Here is a 14,657-nt window from a genome sequence, read left to right as displayed (position 1 = left end):
ACCTCACATTAAGCCACTAAATATACGGGCAATTGATCGAAAGAGTCTTACCAAATAAGGGACTGCTAGGCAATCCTCTAAGGTAATCTCAATCGCATTCTCTGTAATGGTATGCATCACATCATCATAACAATCTCCAACGATGTTGTTGTTGATAAAGAGAATACTGCACTCAAAGTGCAAATAATAACTTCTAAAATCCATGTTTGTTGTTCCTACAAGTGCAATCTGATCATCCGCTACAAACGTTTTTGAATGCACAAAACCCGGTTCGTATTCGTAAATACGCACACCACTTTCAATCAAGATTTGATAGTTAGATTTTGTCACATGATTCACAATCTTCTTATCAGGGATATGCGGAACAATAATACGAACATCGACCCCACTTCGCGCCGCAAGCTCGAGAGCTTGAATGACTTCATGGCCCACAATTAAGTATGGCGTTTGAATGTAGATGTAATCACGTGCATTGTTGATCATGGATAAATGAGCGTCTAATCCTAAATCATAACTATCTGTTGGTGCATCCGCAAAAGGCATGACATAGCCTTGTGCATTTTCTAAATCACCAAAGTCGTATTTATAATCATTCGGATTTTCAATCTCTCCCGTATAATAACGGAAAAACTGTAGAAACATCAAGGTAAGTGAATGCACCGCATCCCCTTCAATCATGACCGCAGTATCTTTCCAGTGACCAAACTTACTGCCAATATTGATGTATTCATCCGCAAGATTAATACCACCAATAAACCCAACACGACCATCCACAACACAAATTTTACGGTGATCACGATTATTCATTTGAATAGCTAGACGGGCTACTAATGGATTAAATTCTACACACACAATTCCTGCTTCTTCACATTGCTTCTTTAAATCACGGAAAAGTGCACAACCCCAGTCATCATACATCAACCGAACGTCCACACCCTCTTCGACTTTCTTTCGCAGAATCACTAGCAGTTCTTGCCACATCAAACCTTCTTTAATGATAAAATACTCTAGAAAAACAAACTTCTCAGCTTTACGAATTTCTTCTTTCATATGTAGGAATTTTTCTTCGCCACTCCCAAGATACGTTGCTTCTGTATTTTTATAAATTGGGTAGTGTGAACTCGCCATTAAATACTTCACAAGACGTGCCCAGCGCGGCGTTGCCTCAATGGATTCTTCCAAGATACCAAATGATTCATCCTGTAAAAAAGCATCTTTAGAATAAGTATCACTAATGCGTTCACGTAATTTCTTCGGAACCTTTTTACCACCAAAAATAAGATAACACACAGCACCAATCGGAGGAATTACGAGAATGATAATAGTCCAAGCCAATCGATAATATGGATCATCATTACGATTGGTAATGTAGATAATAAGAAGGACTGATAAAAACACAAAAAAAGCGTGCATAAACGCGTAATTAAGCGATAAATTCCAAATTAAAGCAACTACAATCGCAAACTCCGCAATCACAATAAGTCCTACCATAAAAATCTTATTCGTTAATAAACGTAGTAATGTTTTCATAAGTCCTCTTTCTATATGTAAATTATACTTTAAACTAAATTCAATAATCAAGTTTCTACTTGATTAAGACTAATGCAAAAGTTATGATATTAAGGATAGAGAGGTTGATAATCATGACAATCAAACCAAATGACAATAAAGAACTTGAAGTAATTGTCGATGGCAAACGTTACCAACGTTTACCTTTAAAAACAAAATTAATTATGCGTGATGATAATTTAATTGAAGTCATCAAAGAATTTGCGGATGCTTCATTACAAGATGGAGATATTTTATTTGTTACTGAGAAAGTTGTAGCAATCACCCAAGGACGTGCTTATCCCATTAAAGATGTGAAACCACGTAAGCTTGCATTTACGTTATCAAAATATGTAACCAAAACACCTCATGGAATTGGTTTAGGAATGCCTGAAACCATGGAAATGGCACTTCGTGAATGTGGAACACCACGCATTATCCTTGCCGCAGGTGTAGCAGCAATCACAAAACCATTTGGACGTAAAGGTGATTTCTACCGTGTAGCTGGATCGAAAGCACGTGCTATCGACGGCCCCACTTCACATACGATTCCACCTTATAACGAATATGTAGTACTTGGACCTGAACGTCCAAACGAGGTAGCCAAAGCAATTAAAGCTGCATTTGATAAGGATATTGAAGTCATCGTAACTGATATTAATGATTTAGGTGGGAATATACTTGGATCAAGTTCTTCTTCAATTGATAACCCATTAATGGTTAAAATATTAAAGGATAACCCCCTTGGTCAAAAAGCACAATCAACACCATTAGGAATTATCCGTAAAATTTAAAATTTAATCGTATATATTTCTTTAGACGTTTCTCCAAGTTTAAACAACTCATGATCCGCCATGATATCAATGGTCGAATGATAGTTGCCACCTAACTTGAGAATCGTCTTTTTTGATGCAATATTATCAGGGTTACAGGTAATGATTAATTCAGGTAAACCTGGCTTTACCGATTTCACAATATCAAAAAGCGCAACACACGCATGATAAGCAAAATTGTGCCCTCGATAAGGTGGATAGATGATATAACCAATATTTCCGTAATACCAAAGATCCCGACCGTGCTCATTACGATACTCACACCGTCCAACATAACGATCAATTTCACCTACATAAATATCAAATAAGAGTGTTTCAACACCATTATCATCAAATTCATCTGAAATATCGATCAATTTAAGTTCCATTATGATTCACCTCGAATTAGAAATCTTTTTTATAGAATTTATAGCCTATATAGCCAATTGCACTCATTGCGACCAGATTAATTAGAATTACAATTACAACATTACTTATGTAATACTTGGAAATCCCAATAAGAAGTCGATAAAATAGTAGGATTGCTATCGAATAGAAACCATATACAACTTTTTTATCATGAGCAGTGAATAGGCGATAGAGAATTATTAAGACTACCGCATATACTATAAAATCACCATAAATTGAAACAATAAGATCAAGATAATTCATTGGTTTCATAGCAATTATAGAATCGATCGTATTTTGTACGGATTCCGCATTTACATTCTCTCCGATAAATTTCGCGGTATCTCCTTTATTTATCGCAATCGACATTACTGCAAAATTAGCCAAGCTCATAGCGGTTTGAAAAAAATGCATAAGCATAAATCCAAGGGCCATTATGATCGGTGTTCTATCACTATGACTTTTCTTAACAAAAAAATGCATAACAATGGTAGAAATAAGAGTGTAACCAATAACTAAATCCAACGAATAAATCACCATTTGAATTAAAGGGTGCAATGACATAAACCAAACTGATTTATTTAAGATTAATCCAAAGCCAGTTACGAACACATTTGTACCCATAAAGATTACAAGTCCCCAGATTAAAGTACGACTTAAATCCTCATCACGGCGATAACGACCTAATAATACAACCATCATCGCGATAATAAATACAAAACTCACAATCATCATTGCGATTTGCATACCACTTACATGCATTGCTCCATCCATAAAAACTACCTCCACGTTTACTTTTACCTCTATTCATTATATTATAAACAAAGGAGGAATACCATATGAATCATCGTAATGAAAATGCTAGTTTTATGGATATAAACGTAACCGTAATCGCAATTATCTTATGGGCTTTTAGCTTTGCTGCTGCTGTTGGTAATCGTGATTTAAGTGTTTTTCCATTAATCTTCGCGTTTCTCGTTTTATTCTTAGAAAAACGTAGTCGATACCTAAGAAATCACGCAGGTCAGATAGCCGTATTAAACATTGCAATCTTTGTGATTAATCTAATCATCGGAATTATTCAAACCGTCTTTATCTCTGTTCTTGGTTGGATTGTACTAGTAGGACCCACTGCTGTTCTGATTTTCACAATTATAAACATCGTTTTAAGTCTTATATACAGTTTATATCATATCTTTGGAATCGCTAAAGCTGGTAAATTTCAGTACTGTAAATTGCCCCTTATTGGATTTTTTGGGGATATGCTTGAACAAGCCATTACAAGTAAATAATTAAAGCACCCTTAATCATGCATTTACTTTAATGCGATCAGCGTGCTTAGTGTTGTAATATAGAAAAAAACAGTGGACGAATCCACTGTTTTCATTTTAGCTAACTAATTAGATACCTCTAACGTTTGCTGCTTGTTCGCCACGTGGACCTTCAACAACTTCGAAGCTAACTTCTTGTCCTTCTTCTAAAGTTTTGTATCCATCAGCAACGATTGCTGAGTAATGAACAAAGATATCTTGTCCACCCTCGATAGTAATGAATCCGTAACCCTTTTCAGCGTTAAAGAATTTCACTTTACCTGTACTCATGCTAGTACCTCCTATCAGAATAAGATGTACTCAAGCGTAATTCGCAAACTAATATACCAGTTCTTCAAAACACATTGAGTTTATTACGATTTAATATATATACTAATCATAAACATTCTTATTACAACTTGATATTATCACTTCTAAAACACCTTGTCAATGAATTATCGTGCCACAAACCCATAAATATTAAGCGTTTACATTTGGATAGTGAAACACATTGAATAAGGCTTTAGGATTGACTCTTTCGATTCAATGACGGGGTTTGTTTTAATCTATCGAAAATGATCATTTTCGGAGCTGTTCAAAATCTCGTGATTTCGCTATATTCCGAACAAAAAGATAAATGAGATCTGCATAATAAATATTGAGTTTTATTATAAAAATCTAAGGATGCTCTAAAGTCTAACCCCTGCTTCAACGCACTTACTACCACAATTCAAAAACCCACTTCTGATTGGACCTAATGTCAATTTCTAAAACGGTTCCTTCAAGTCATTTTAGGTTTAATACTGAATTCGCATTCCATCCTACGATTTGTATCGATTCCATTTATATTTATTATTTACAGTTGATATCATAATCTGTTTAATTTTACTCATTTTGTCTTTAATGTTATTGCCGAGTTCATTAATGATAAATAATGAAAACTATTACCGTTGAGTAAACAATAAATTGAAGACGTTTTAGGCATAAATATCGAAGTTCTTCATCGTTTTTCACTCTGTGATTATCACAAAAGTTTCATCTTATCTCCAGCAGATTTACTCGTGTTTTCCTTCACTCTTTATGAAATACCCGATAATGATTACGCCAAATCATTTCTTCTCTTAGTCTCATTTACATTCGCACCCACATTCTTAGAAATATAACTTGTATCTTTCATCATGAATTTCTGTCATAATAGAGTACGAAATGAGGAATATATATATGAAACATATTTTAAAAGTAGAACATAATGATGAACTTTTGAATTATCTCTTGAGCCAAGACTTACCTTATAGCCGTTCAAAGATTAAATCACTCTTAAAACACGAGTGTATTTCAATTGATAATGAAGTTACAACACAATTTGATGATCTGATTACTGCTGGACAAACCATTACGATTGTAAGCCACAACCAACAACGTGATACACCTTTACAAATTCTCTATGAAGATAAAGATATCTTAGTTGTGGATAAACCTTACAAGCTCTTAACGGTTTCTAATCGAAAAGAAGAAGAGTTGACAGCGTTTCGTCTTGCAAGTGATTACGTGAAGAAACAAGATTCTAAAAATCGTATTTTTGTAGTGCACCGTTTGGACCAAGATACATCGGGTGTCTTGATGTTTGCGAAAAGCGAATATGTAAAACGTTTGTATCAAGATAAGTGGTCAGAACTAGTGGACGAACGCTTATACGTTGCGATTGTTGAAGGTGTTGTGCCTAAAGACAAGGATGTCATCCGTTCGTTCTTAAGACAAAATAAAACAACACACATGTACTCTACATCATCAGGTCAAGAAGCAATCACAAATTATGAAGTGATTAAACGCACCGAAAACAATACAATTTTAAAAATTCAAATTGACACTGGACGTAAAAACCAAATTCGTGTCCATATGAATGATATTGGACATCCTATTATCGGTGATAAGAAATATGATGCTAAGACAAACCCATTGAAGCGCCTTGGTTTACACGCTTACCGTTTAAGAGTTATGAACCCTAAAACAAAGAAAATGATGACCTTTGTATCACCATTACCACCAAAATTTAAAAAGTTATCCAAAATTACACCAACTCAAGAAACATCAATCTAAAACGAAAGCCCCACTTATTATGAACTGCTCCCTGTCAAGTAGACAGGTGAAATAAATAAAATATCCAAGATGATTTATCACTTTATGATGAATCATCTTTTTTATGCTACAAGTGACTGCATTTGTTTTTCTCTAATGTTTGACCAGTAAGCTTCAATCTTCTTGTTAGTTGGAATCGCGTAGACTACAGGTGTCTCTGTTCCTAGCGCTTCAGTTCGAACCATCATTGGTGTTTTGTTTTTGAAGCGTTTCTGAAGTCTCTTGTTGTTATAAAAATCAATATACACTTCAATTGCTTTCTTCAATTCGCTTCTTGTACTGAATTCATTAGGGTAGTACATTTCTGATTTGATTGTTCCCCAAAATCCTTCCATAGGACCATTATCAATACAATGTCCCACTCTAGACATACTTTGCATCACTCCTTGATCTTCTAGCTGTTTCCTAAATGCCCTACTTGTGTATTGGAATCCGCGGTCACTGTGAAATAAAGGTTTTGCCTCTGGATATCTCGCGATAGCTTTATGATAAGTATCAAACACAAGTTGATTATTGTTCCGATCACTTATTTGATACGCCACAACACTTAAATCATAAAGATCAATAATCGCACTGAGATATAGTTTCTTACTTGAACCTTTAATCTTAAATTCTGTGACGTCTGTCAGCCATTTTTCATTCGGTTTTGCGGCAAAGAAATTTCGATTTAAAATATTTTCAGCTGTGATTTCAGGAGTGCTTCGTGAATATTTTTTAGACTTTTGACGAATCACTGATTTCACCCCTAGCATCTTCATGAGTCTATGAATCCTCTTCGAGTTATATTGAACGCTATTCAACTCATTGATCCAATCCGTCATGCGTCGATAGCCTAAGATATGTCCAAATAGTTCATCATAATCAAGAATGAGATTGCAAAGCTCATGATTTTCAATTTCATTGCTTGTTTCAACACGATGCGTCCATTTATAATAACTACTTCTTGCGATTTTAAGTACCTTACACATCCACTGAATACTCCAGCCATGTTTATGATGTAGTTCCTGCACTGCGAGATACTTTACTTCTTGTTTTGCTTTGGAGAATATCGCCCCCTTTCGATTTCCTTCACTTTTTTTAATAGAATGTTCTCGCGTTCTTTCAGTTCGAGTTGTCTTTCAAGTAGTTTTACTTTACGTTCTAAACGTTCTTCATTACTAAGTTGATCTTCTTGTTTTCGCTTGCCACGTTTATCAAGAAGACCATCATCTCCCAATTCGTTATACTTTTTCACCCACTGATAAACCTGAGCATAAGAAAGTTCATAGCGCTCAGCAGTCCCCTTATAATCGTAGTCATGTTCAATACAATATGCGACAATTTCCTGACGCTCCTCAATTGTTGTTTTTCTACCTTTTGTCATATAGACTTCTCCTTTAGGATCGTAATCCTTTATAGTTTCAAGTCTATTATACTTTTTTATCCATCCGCGCAAAACCTCATGGGAACTTATACCATATTTAATACTAATATCTTTAAGAGAACCTGCGCCTTCAAGATAATCCCTAATTGCGGATTCCTTGAGCTCTTTCGAATAACTTTTGTTTCGATCTTTATCTGAAAAAACTTCAATACCATAAGTTTGATACTTTTTCACCCAACTACGTAATGTACTAGAATCAATAGATAATTCTTCAGCTATTTCTGGTGCACCTTTTATGCCATTCAAATATTCATTAATTGCTTGTTCTTTTATTTCGGCTGGATATTTATTCTTTCTCCCCATAGAAAAAGCTCCTCCTTTTTTGTAGTGCCCGATTTTATTTATTTCGGGTGTCTACTTTAAGGGGAGCTTATCATTATGCGTGGGGCTTTTTTATATTTTATGACTTGAAGACCACTTCAAAAGCGCAGTGTAACTTAATAAAGCAACAATGAGTATAAACAGTCTTCTGCTTGAGAATGTATGTGTAAGCAATATCAACATAATGCGCATAAGTATCAGTGAGATAAAACTTCTCATAACTAAGTTCTCAAATTCGTGTTTAATTTCATTTGAGGTAAAGCCTAGCGATCTTAGTTGTATCAGATGATTTTCATCATTGAATGTTTTAGTAGCATTATTTAAGGATACACCCATCATTATACTGCTTCCAAGAAACCAGATACTGCTTAGCATTTCAAATGACATCATGTTGCGAAATAATACAAGAAATAGTAAATCACTCATGAGTATGACGACTCCACCGAGAAGACGACTTCTGAAAAAGGATTGTTTAAGATATGTTTTCATGTTGTTCAAGTAGCGCTTTTAATATTGGAGTGAGGTTTAAGCGTTGCATCCTTTCATAATGATGTACTTTAGTATCAATTACGTATACACCCGAATTTAAGATCCCTACCATGGCATCATCATTTTTTGTTTTATGCCACTCCTCTTGAGTAATTCCCTGATAGCGATCTTTAAGATTTTCAACAGTGTCCGAAACAATACACTGACCTTTGGACATTAGGACAATTTCATCCGCAATGGTTTCAAAATGTTCAAGCGAATTGGTTGCAATGATCACAGTGTGATCTACATGAAGTAATTTTGTTTGAATATCCTCTCGTAGTATTTTAAGATGACGTGCATCAAGACCGAGGCCAGGTTCATCCAAAAGATAAAGATTACTCTGTTTCTGCATCATGAAATGATACAGAATTTGTTGGCGTTGTCCTTGAGACATTTCATCGATACGATTTAGATTTGAAAATCCCATTTCCCGTGCTTGTTGCATCAATAACTTAAAATCCCAATTAGGAATAAGTGCTTCCCCATAACCTCCTAAATCTGATAATTGAATCGATGTTTTAAATGGAAATTGAGAAGGAATATAACAAATACCTTCTGTTATCGCATAGTCATGGGCAGATTGGTTATGAATGGTCACATTTCCAAGATCTGGTTTTAGGCCACCACTTAACAACTTAAGTAGTGTTGTTTTCCCATTACCATTTGGACCAACCACCAAAATCAACTTCCCGAACTCTAAGTTAAGTTTAGGAATATCAAATGTTAATGTATCACGTTGGATTTTTAGATTGTTTATGTGGATCATGCGTTACACCCTTGCATCATTTGAATAAATTGATCCAAACTCGGATTTCTATCAAATACACTTAAATCTAGATGACGTTCTGCTAGGCATTTTCGAGCTGCGTGTGGAAATTGTTCGATATCTGTAAAAAGTACACACGCTCCCTTTTCCATGTATAAAATATAATCCAGTAAGTTTTCAATTCCTTTCACATTATGGGTTGATATCATTGCGATTGCTTCTTGATTATAAATATTTTCATGGAGTAACCTGATGAATTCATCACGCTTAAATGGATCAATGCCTTCAGTAGGTTCATCTAAAATATACAGTTTTGCTTCAGTCGCAAGCGCGATACAAAACATAAGTTGTTGTTTCTCACCCAAACTTAGTTTATTTAAGGGTGTTTTTAAGTCCAAATTAAATTGAAGCTGATATTTTTCGAACAACCTCTGATTCCATGTCGGAATTAACAAGGATTCTAGGGTTACAATTTCTTGAAGTGTCATGTGCACAGGGTAGGGAATTGTATCGGGTATATATGCCGATAATGAACGGATTTGTGGATTTGAACCGAATTTAATTGAGCCTGAAGTATGTTGATACATCTGCATCATCATGTTCATCAAGGTCGTTTTCCCGGCCCCATTTTCTCCAAAAACACCGCAGATTGTTCCTGACATGATTTCAAACGACATCGGTTTGATTTCAAATGAGCCTTCAAATTTACGACCAAAATGGTCGACGGTTAAGTAGTTTGACATAGTTTCTCCTTTATATTAAGTCGAAATGACTTACAGCGTATTTATAGTTTTGATATATGAGTATAAGCGATGCAAGACTCCCAATAATTACTTTATAGAGGAGTGGTAGAGGCAGACTTACAGTACAGCCGATCAATGTAATTACGATGATAATTTTCAAGGCAACCGTTCCCATTTCTTTAGGACGATCACTATGAATTCTATAAATACGCGTTAAACTGAATACTTGTATGATCCCTACGATATACAGTATGGCCATGCTCTTATAAATTTCTTTCCAAAAGAGATCGTCTGAAATCTGTTTTATATTTAATCCAGCTTGTTGGTAGTGCACCATTTCTTCTCCAGACATCAGTATTTCAGGACCAAAAATACTTCGAAGTCCAAAATAGAAAAACGCGATAATCATGGCATTAAAAATAAATGTAATGAGACTTACGCCGAGCATATCGACAAAAAAAGTTTTTTTGGATTGATATCGTAGTGAAACATAACTTTTCCAATTTTTTTGAGTAAAAAAGATAAGGGTCCAGATGCCTGGGTTGATACGATATTCTTGAAATACTAAAGCATAGATACATATCATCAACATTAATATTAAAAATGTTTTATATGTGTATAATGATTTAAAAAGTGAGTACTGTCGTTTGATTGCGTTTTTCATAATTTTTCTTTCCCGTTTCTATTCTTTTTCGTATGCCGCATCTAAAAGTTCGATTAAATCCTGCTTTGAAATCTCAGCATTTTTCGCAATGGTGATAATTGAATCAAGATGTGACTCAATGGAACTTACAGAATCTTTATAAAGTTTATCTTTTCCAAGCTCAGAGACATATGATCCCTTACTCGGTATTGTATAAAGATATCCTGCTTTTTCCAGTTCTTCATACGCTCTCTTGGTCGTAATCACACTTACCTGTAATTCTTTGGCCAGAAATCGAATCGAGGGCATGGCTTCATGGGGTTTGAGCGTACCTTTTCCAATTGCTTGTTTAATCTGAACAACTATTTGTTCATAAATGGGTAAATCATATTCTGTTTTGATGTATATGTTCATAAGGACCCTTTCTGTGTATACACAGCATATACAGTCAATCATTTATTGTCAATCTATAAAAAAACAGCCTTTCAGCTGTTTTCGTATATTTCAATCCAAGCTTGCGGTGTTATTTTGGCCACAAGTTCTTGAATGAGTTGGATCGGAATTTCAGTAGTCTTTGTAAATCGGATGCACGACTTCCCCATGTTTAATTTGGTTGAGACAGATTGTTGATAGGATGTTTCAAACCAACTTAATATTTCCGGTTGTGCATAGATCCCCATATGATAAAGACCAATATGATGTTTCTGATATCCCAAACTAATAAATGGTAAGGGTACGGTAGGATCACCACGATATCCTTTTGGATATAACGATAATGGCACTACAAATGAAGGCATATTGTATTGCATAATTAATTCAAATCCTTTTGGTATGGAGGACTTGATGGCATTAAACAACAGGATGTATTGTTGTTTAAAGGCGCCTTCACCTTGATCAATATACGCTTGAATGTCCATTAAAACATTCTCCGTTTAACATCCCACTCTTCACGAAGCATACCGTATTTTAATGCATCGTAATACTCACCTTGGTAGTAGCGAACACTTCGGATTCTACCTTCCAAAGTCATTCCAATATTTTCACCAACACCCATCATTGCTTTATTCCCCGACCAGGTTGAAAATCCGAGACGTTGTATATCCGGAAAGGCTGTAAAGAGTTGATCCATCCAAAACATGGCACATGAACTTCCAAGTCCATGCCCCCATTCCTTCTCATCATAAATAACAATTCCAAACTCAAGCCATCGTGTTTTATATGATTCCCAGTAATACGATACAAGTCCAATTAATCGACCATCTTTAAAAATTCCCTGCCTGAAATCCACATCTAAGTATAATTCCAGTCGTGATGCCTCAAAATCTTCATAAGATAACGGAAGATGTTCGTCAAGAAAGGGCGCATCAAAGGACATCCACGGTCTTTCTTTTTGAAATGCATATTCCCAAAGTAATTTCATGTCTTCTTTTTGTAGTTTACGTATCTCTATCATTGGTCACACTCCTTGATGTTATTATACCTTAAAAAACACGCAAGTTCTGTCTAGGACACTTTTAGGGTATAATAATCAAAAAAGGAGGGTCGATGATGGCAGATTATTCAGTAGTGTTAATACTCTCGTTACTGTGTGTAGTTTTAGGGGGAATTCTTTTCTTATCTTTTAAACGAAATCGCGGACGTATCTTCAATGGATTTTTATTTAATATGTTGATGTCGCTCATCGCACTTGATTTCATTGCACTTTCGTTCACATATGAGAACCCTCTTCTTCGTGCGATTTCATTATGCTTAATGATTCTAGTCCTTCTCGTTTTTCTTCTGGGTTACTATATACTCATTATTGGCCTTATTAAGAATGCGAAACACTTAATTCAAAAAGAAGGGATTCGTTTTTCAAATTTATTAACGCTTTTTGCTGCTTTGGGTTTAATTGTGTTTATCTTTGTAATCCCCTTGCTTTCGAATTCAATTCCACAGGAACTGCGATGGGCCCACACCCTTTTAGCCTGTATCACCTTTTCATGCATTTATTTAATATTTGTTTTTATAAATTTTTTATCGTCCTCATTTCTCTATCAGTTTTTTAAGCCCCATAAAGATTGCGATTTTATTATTGTTTTGGGTAGTGGTCTTCGAAATGGTAATGAAGTTCCACCTCTTCTGGCCGCTCGAATTGATGTCGCACTCGAGTATTATCACCATCAAAAAGTTCCGCCTCTTCTTATTTTTAGTGGTGGACAAGGTGAAGATGAGTGTGTTCCTGAAGGTCAAGCAATGCGTGATTATGCACTTGCACATGACATCCCAAAGTCACATGCACTGATGGAAACACAGTCCACGACAACCTATGAAAATATGTTGTTTTCTAAGAAAATGATGGATGCCTACGCATTAAATCATCCCTATACCTGTCTTTTTAGTTCAAACACATTTCATATATTTAGAGCCAGTCAATATGCTCGCCAGGTTGGTTTAGATGCGCAAGGCATTGGCGCGAAAACTGCTGCCTATTTTGTGCCCAATGCAATGATTCGCGAGTTTATTGCGTTAATGGTTATGCATCGTCGCATTCATCTCAGCCTTAATGGGCTTGCCTATTCCCTTATTTTTCTTGCGAGTTTACTCTAATTTATTCTTAAAGAGTCTTAAGTGGCTCTTTTTTTTATGATTATTATTGACAATATTTGTTCATTAAAGTTTAATTAGAAAATGAAATTAAAATTTTAAGGGGTATTATATATGAATAAATTATCAAAATCACAGTTATTATCTGTTAGTTTAATGTTATTTTCGATGTTTTTCGGCGCAGGAAATCTTATTTTCCCGACGATGATTGGTTATCTTGCAGGGACTCATAAATGGATTGGGATCTTTGCATTTAGTATTACAGCCGTACTCTTACCAATTCTCGCTCTCGTTGCCGTTTCGAAACAAGATGGTTTTTTAAGTCTTGCGAACAAAGTACATCCTTGCTTCGCATTGATTTTCCCAACAATCTTGTATCTTTTAAGTGGACCACTTCTCTCAGTACCGCGTGCCGGTATTATGCCTTTTGAAACGTCAATACGCCTTCTCTTTGATAATCCGAATCATATTCAAATGGGATTACTGATTTATTCATTTCTGTTTTTTCTTCTGTGTTTTGGTTTTTGTATTAAACCACAAGCGCTAAGTGATCGTGTTGGAAAAATCTTGACGCCATTACTCTTACTGTTTATTCTTATTTTGTTTGGTGCAGCGTTTTTCACAACCTTGTCCCGAAACTCACTTTCCCATGAACCTTACCTTACATCCGGGTCTTCTTTCGCAAGCGGTCTTGTGGATGGTTACCTAACTTTGGATGGCTTGGGGGCTTTAAACCTTGGTATTTTAGTGACAATGTCAATTAAAAGTTATGGTTTAAAAGATGAACAACAAGTTCGAAAGACAACCGTTCAATCAGGTGTTATTGCGGGAGTGCTCTTGTTTATTGTTTACTGTATGCTTGGTTTTTTAGGTAATTTAATGTCGAGTGAGCTTGTTCAGGCTCAAAATGGTGCGGAGGTTATAGCACATCTTGGAACCCGTTTATTTGGAAATTATGGCCCTTTTGTTCTTGGTATGCTCTTCTTTCTTGCATGTCTTACAACCTGTGTAGGTCTCATTAGTTGTTCCGCAGAATTCTTTGCGGAACGATATCCACGCTTAAGCTACCGTCGTAGTGTATCAATCCTTTGCTTCATAAGTTTCGCAATCTCTAATATCGGATTAACAACAATTTTGAAAATCAGCGGACCCATCCTTGCCTGTGTCTATCCGGCCGCTATTGTTTTAATACTCTTGGGTTTATCATCTAAACCCTCAACCCTGACATACCGCATCGCAATTATATCCAGTACTCTATTTAGTATTATTGCAGTTCTTGATCACTTTAAAATTTCAGTCCCCCTAATAACACAATTCTGTCGAACGCTGCCTTTTTACACCCTTAATCTCGGATGGGTCATTCCCACATTAATTCTTGCATCATTCAGTTTAATGCTCCAAAAGAAAGAGGAACTTAATTAAGTTCCTCT

General features: G+C 35.6%; 18 protein-coding genes. 5 read left to right on the top strand and 13 right to left on the bottom strand.

The genetic code is table 11. The features are described 5' to 3' along the window. Positions 1-3: 3 nt before the first annotated feature. Positions 4-1,530, bottom strand: coding sequence for a cardiolipin synthase (cls, locus tag NMG63_RS01785; RefSeq protein ID WP_254007282.1), 1,527 nt, complete (start codon positions 1,528-1,530; stop codon positions 4-6). A gap of 113 nt (positions 1,531-1,643) precedes the next feature. Between cls and NMG63_RS01780 the strand changes: the two genes are divergently transcribed. Beyond that, a complete protein-coding gene (locus NMG63_RS01780) occupies positions 1,644-2,342 on the top strand; it encodes a coenzyme F420-0:L-glutamate ligase (RefSeq protein WP_254007281.1) in 699 nt (232 codons plus the stop codon). On the opposite strand, the gene NMG63_RS01775 is transcribed toward NMG63_RS01780, so the two are convergent. Beyond that, positions 2,339-2,749, bottom strand: a complete 411-nt coding sequence (locus NMG63_RS01775) for a GNAT family N-acetyltransferase (protein WP_254007280.1) — start codon at positions 2,747-2,749, stop codon at positions 2,339-2,341. The two genes, NMG63_RS01780 and NMG63_RS01775, sit on opposite strands and share 4 nt — an antisense overlap. A 16-nt stretch (positions 2,750-2,765) precedes the next feature. Next, positions 2,766-3,542: a hypothetical protein gene (locus NMG63_RS01770; RefSeq protein WP_254007279.1), complete on the bottom strand. Its 777-nt coding sequence runs from the start codon at positions 3,540-3,542 to the stop codon at positions 2,766-2,768. Between the two features lie 65 nt (positions 3,543-3,607). On the opposite strand from NMG63_RS01770, the gene NMG63_RS01765 reads away from it, so the two are divergent. Then, positions 3,608-4,060, top strand: a complete 453-nt coding sequence (locus tag NMG63_RS01765; protein WP_254007278.1) for a hypothetical protein — start codon at positions 3,608-3,610, stop codon at positions 4,058-4,060. Positions 4,061-4,168: 108 nt separating this feature from the next. On the opposite strand, the gene NMG63_RS01760 is transcribed toward NMG63_RS01765, so the two are convergent. Beyond that, entirely contained in the window at positions 4,169-4,369 is a 201-nt protein-coding gene (locus tag NMG63_RS01760; protein WP_003775575.1) for a cold-shock protein, read from the bottom strand. A gap of 930 nt (positions 4,370-5,299) precedes the next feature. On the opposite strand from NMG63_RS01760, the gene NMG63_RS01755 reads away from it, so the two are divergent. Next, a complete protein-coding gene (locus NMG63_RS01755; protein WP_003775577.1) occupies positions 5,300-6,175 on the top strand; it encodes an RluA family pseudouridine synthase in 876 nt (291 codons plus the stop codon). Positions 6,176-6,276: 101 nt separating this feature from the next. Here NMG63_RS01755 and NMG63_RS01750 read toward each other — a convergent pair whose 3' ends face one another. The 9 genes from NMG63_RS01750 to NMG63_RS01710 form a co-directional block, all read right to left on the bottom strand. Next, on the bottom strand, positions 6,277-7,263 hold the full coding sequence (locus NMG63_RS01750) for an IS3 family transposase (RefSeq protein ID WP_254007443.1): 987 nt from the start codon (positions 7,261-7,263) through the stop codon (positions 6,277-6,279). Continuing rightward, positions 7,236-7,940, bottom strand: a complete 705-nt coding sequence (locus NMG63_RS01745) for a helix-turn-helix domain-containing protein (protein WP_254006375.1) — start codon at positions 7,938-7,940, stop codon at positions 7,236-7,238. The genes NMG63_RS01750 and NMG63_RS01745 overlap by 28 nt, the downstream gene beginning before the upstream one ends. 90 nt (positions 7,941-8,030) lie before the next feature. Further along, positions 8,031-8,384 (bottom strand): hypothetical protein, encoded by a 354-nt coding sequence (locus NMG63_RS01740; protein WP_254007277.1) that lies wholly within the window; start codon positions 8,382-8,384, stop codon positions 8,031-8,033. Positions 8,385-8,430: 46 nt separating this feature from the next. Further along, a complete protein-coding gene (locus NMG63_RS01735) occupies positions 8,431-9,255 on the bottom strand; it encodes an ATP-binding cassette domain-containing protein (RefSeq protein ID WP_254007276.1) in 825 nt (274 codons plus the stop codon). Then, positions 9,252-9,998, bottom strand: a complete 747-nt coding sequence (locus NMG63_RS01730) for an ATP-binding cassette domain-containing protein (protein ID WP_254007275.1) — start codon at positions 9,996-9,998, stop codon at positions 9,252-9,254. The genes NMG63_RS01735 and NMG63_RS01730 overlap by 4 nt, the downstream gene beginning before the upstream one ends. Positions 9,999-10,008: 10 nt before the next feature. After that, the gene (locus NMG63_RS01725) at positions 10,009-10,662 is read right to left on the bottom strand and encodes a hypothetical protein (RefSeq protein ID WP_254007274.1); all 654 of its coding nucleotides are present in this window, start codon (positions 10,660-10,662) and stop codon (positions 10,009-10,011) included. An 18-nt stretch (positions 10,663-10,680) separates the two neighbouring features. Then, positions 10,681-11,055: a GntR family transcriptional regulator gene (locus tag NMG63_RS01720; protein ID WP_254007273.1), complete on the bottom strand. Its 375-nt coding sequence runs from the start codon at positions 11,053-11,055 to the stop codon at positions 10,681-10,683. A 71-nt stretch (positions 11,056-11,126) separates the two neighbouring features. Next, the gene (locus NMG63_RS01715; protein WP_254007272.1) at positions 11,127-11,558 is read right to left on the bottom strand and encodes a DUF1801 domain-containing protein; all 432 of its coding nucleotides are present in this window, start codon (positions 11,556-11,558) and stop codon (positions 11,127-11,129) included. Beyond that, a complete protein-coding gene (locus tag NMG63_RS01710; protein WP_254007271.1) occupies positions 11,558-12,094 on the bottom strand; it encodes a GNAT family N-acetyltransferase in 537 nt (178 codons plus the stop codon). The genes NMG63_RS01715 and NMG63_RS01710 overlap by 1 nt, the downstream gene beginning before the upstream one ends. Before the next feature lie 95 nt (positions 12,095-12,189). Between NMG63_RS01710 and NMG63_RS01705 the strand changes: the two genes are divergently transcribed. Both NMG63_RS01705 and brnQ read left to right on the top strand, forming a co-directional pair. After that, positions 12,190-13,230: a YdcF family protein gene (locus NMG63_RS01705; protein WP_254007270.1), complete on the top strand. Its 1,041-nt coding sequence runs from the start codon at positions 12,190-12,192 to the stop codon at positions 13,228-13,230. Between the two features lie 111 nt (positions 13,231-13,341). Beyond that, positions 13,342-14,649: a branched-chain amino acid transport system II carrier protein gene (gene brnQ, locus NMG63_RS01700; RefSeq protein ID WP_254007269.1), complete on the top strand. Its 1,308-nt coding sequence runs from the start codon at positions 13,342-13,344 to the stop codon at positions 14,647-14,649. The last annotated feature ends 8 nt before the right edge of the window (positions 14,650-14,657 follow it).

The sequence above is a fragment of the Erysipelothrix amsterdamensis genome (assembly GCF_940143175.1).
GTDB classification, from domain to species: Bacteria; Bacillota_I; Bacilli_A; order Erysipelotrichales; family Erysipelotrichaceae; genus Erysipelothrix; species Erysipelothrix amsterdamensis.
Note: the sequence above shows the minus strand (reverse complement) of the source record. Positions and strands in the feature narration are given on the sequence as shown.

Bases quoted from the DNA above. Each gene is read 5' to 3' on its own strand.
- NMG63_RS01755 (WP_003775577.1), top strand. From the start codon at position 5,300: ATGAAACATATTTTAAAAGTAGAACATAATGATGAACTTTTGAATTAT.
- NMG63_RS01760 (WP_003775575.1), bottom strand. From the start codon at position 4,369: ATGAGTACAGGTAAAGTGAAATTCTTTAACGCTGAAAAGGGTTACGGA.
- NMG63_RS01720 (WP_254007273.1), bottom strand. From the start codon at position 11,055: ATGAACATATACATCAAAACAGAATATGATTTACCCATTTATGAACAA.
- NMG63_RS01765 (WP_254007278.1), top strand. From the start codon at position 3,608: ATGAATCATCGTAATGAAAATGCTAGTTTTATGGATATAAACGTAACC.
- NMG63_RS01770 (WP_254007279.1), bottom strand. From the start codon at position 3,542: ATGGATGGAGCAATGCATGTAAGTGGTATGCAAATCGCAATGATGATT.
- NMG63_RS01715 (WP_254007272.1), bottom strand. From the start codon at position 11,558: ATGGACATTCAAGCGTATATTGATCAAGGTGAAGGCGCCTTTAAACAA.
- NMG63_RS01725 (WP_254007274.1), bottom strand. From the start codon at position 10,662: ATGAAAAACGCAATCAAACGACAGTACTCACTTTTTAAATCATTATAC.
- NMG63_RS01780 (WP_254007281.1), top strand. From the start codon at position 1,644: ATGACAATCAAACCAAATGACAATAAAGAACTTGAAGTAATTGTCGAT.
- NMG63_RS01735 (WP_254007276.1), bottom strand. From the start codon at position 9,255: ATGATCCACATAAACAATCTAAAAATCCAACGTGATACATTAACATTT.
- NMG63_RS01775 (WP_254007280.1), bottom strand. From the start codon at position 2,749: ATGGAACTTAAATTGATCGATATTTCAGATGAATTTGATGATAATGGT.
- NMG63_RS01710 (WP_254007271.1), bottom strand. From the start codon at position 12,094: ATGATAGAGATACGTAAACTACAAAAAGAAGACATGAAATTACTTTGG.
- NMG63_RS01730 (WP_254007275.1), bottom strand. From the start codon at position 9,998: ATGTCAAACTACTTAACCGTCGACCATTTTGGTCGTAAATTTGAAGGC.
- NMG63_RS01740 (WP_254007277.1), bottom strand. From the start codon at position 8,384: ATGAGTGATTTACTATTTCTTGTATTATTTCGCAACATGATGTCATTT.
- brnQ (WP_254007269.1), top strand. From the start codon at position 13,342: ATGAATAAATTATCAAAATCACAGTTATTATCTGTTAGTTTAATGTTA.
- cls (WP_254007282.1), bottom strand. From the start codon at position 1,530: ATGAAAACATTACTACGTTTATTAACGAATAAGATTTTTATGGTAGGA.
- NMG63_RS01705 (WP_254007270.1), top strand. From the start codon at position 12,190: ATGGCAGATTATTCAGTAGTGTTAATACTCTCGTTACTGTGTGTAGTT.
- NMG63_RS01745 (WP_254006375.1), bottom strand. From the start codon at position 7,940: ATGGGGAGAAAGAATAAATATCCAGCCGAAATAAAAGAACAAGCAATT.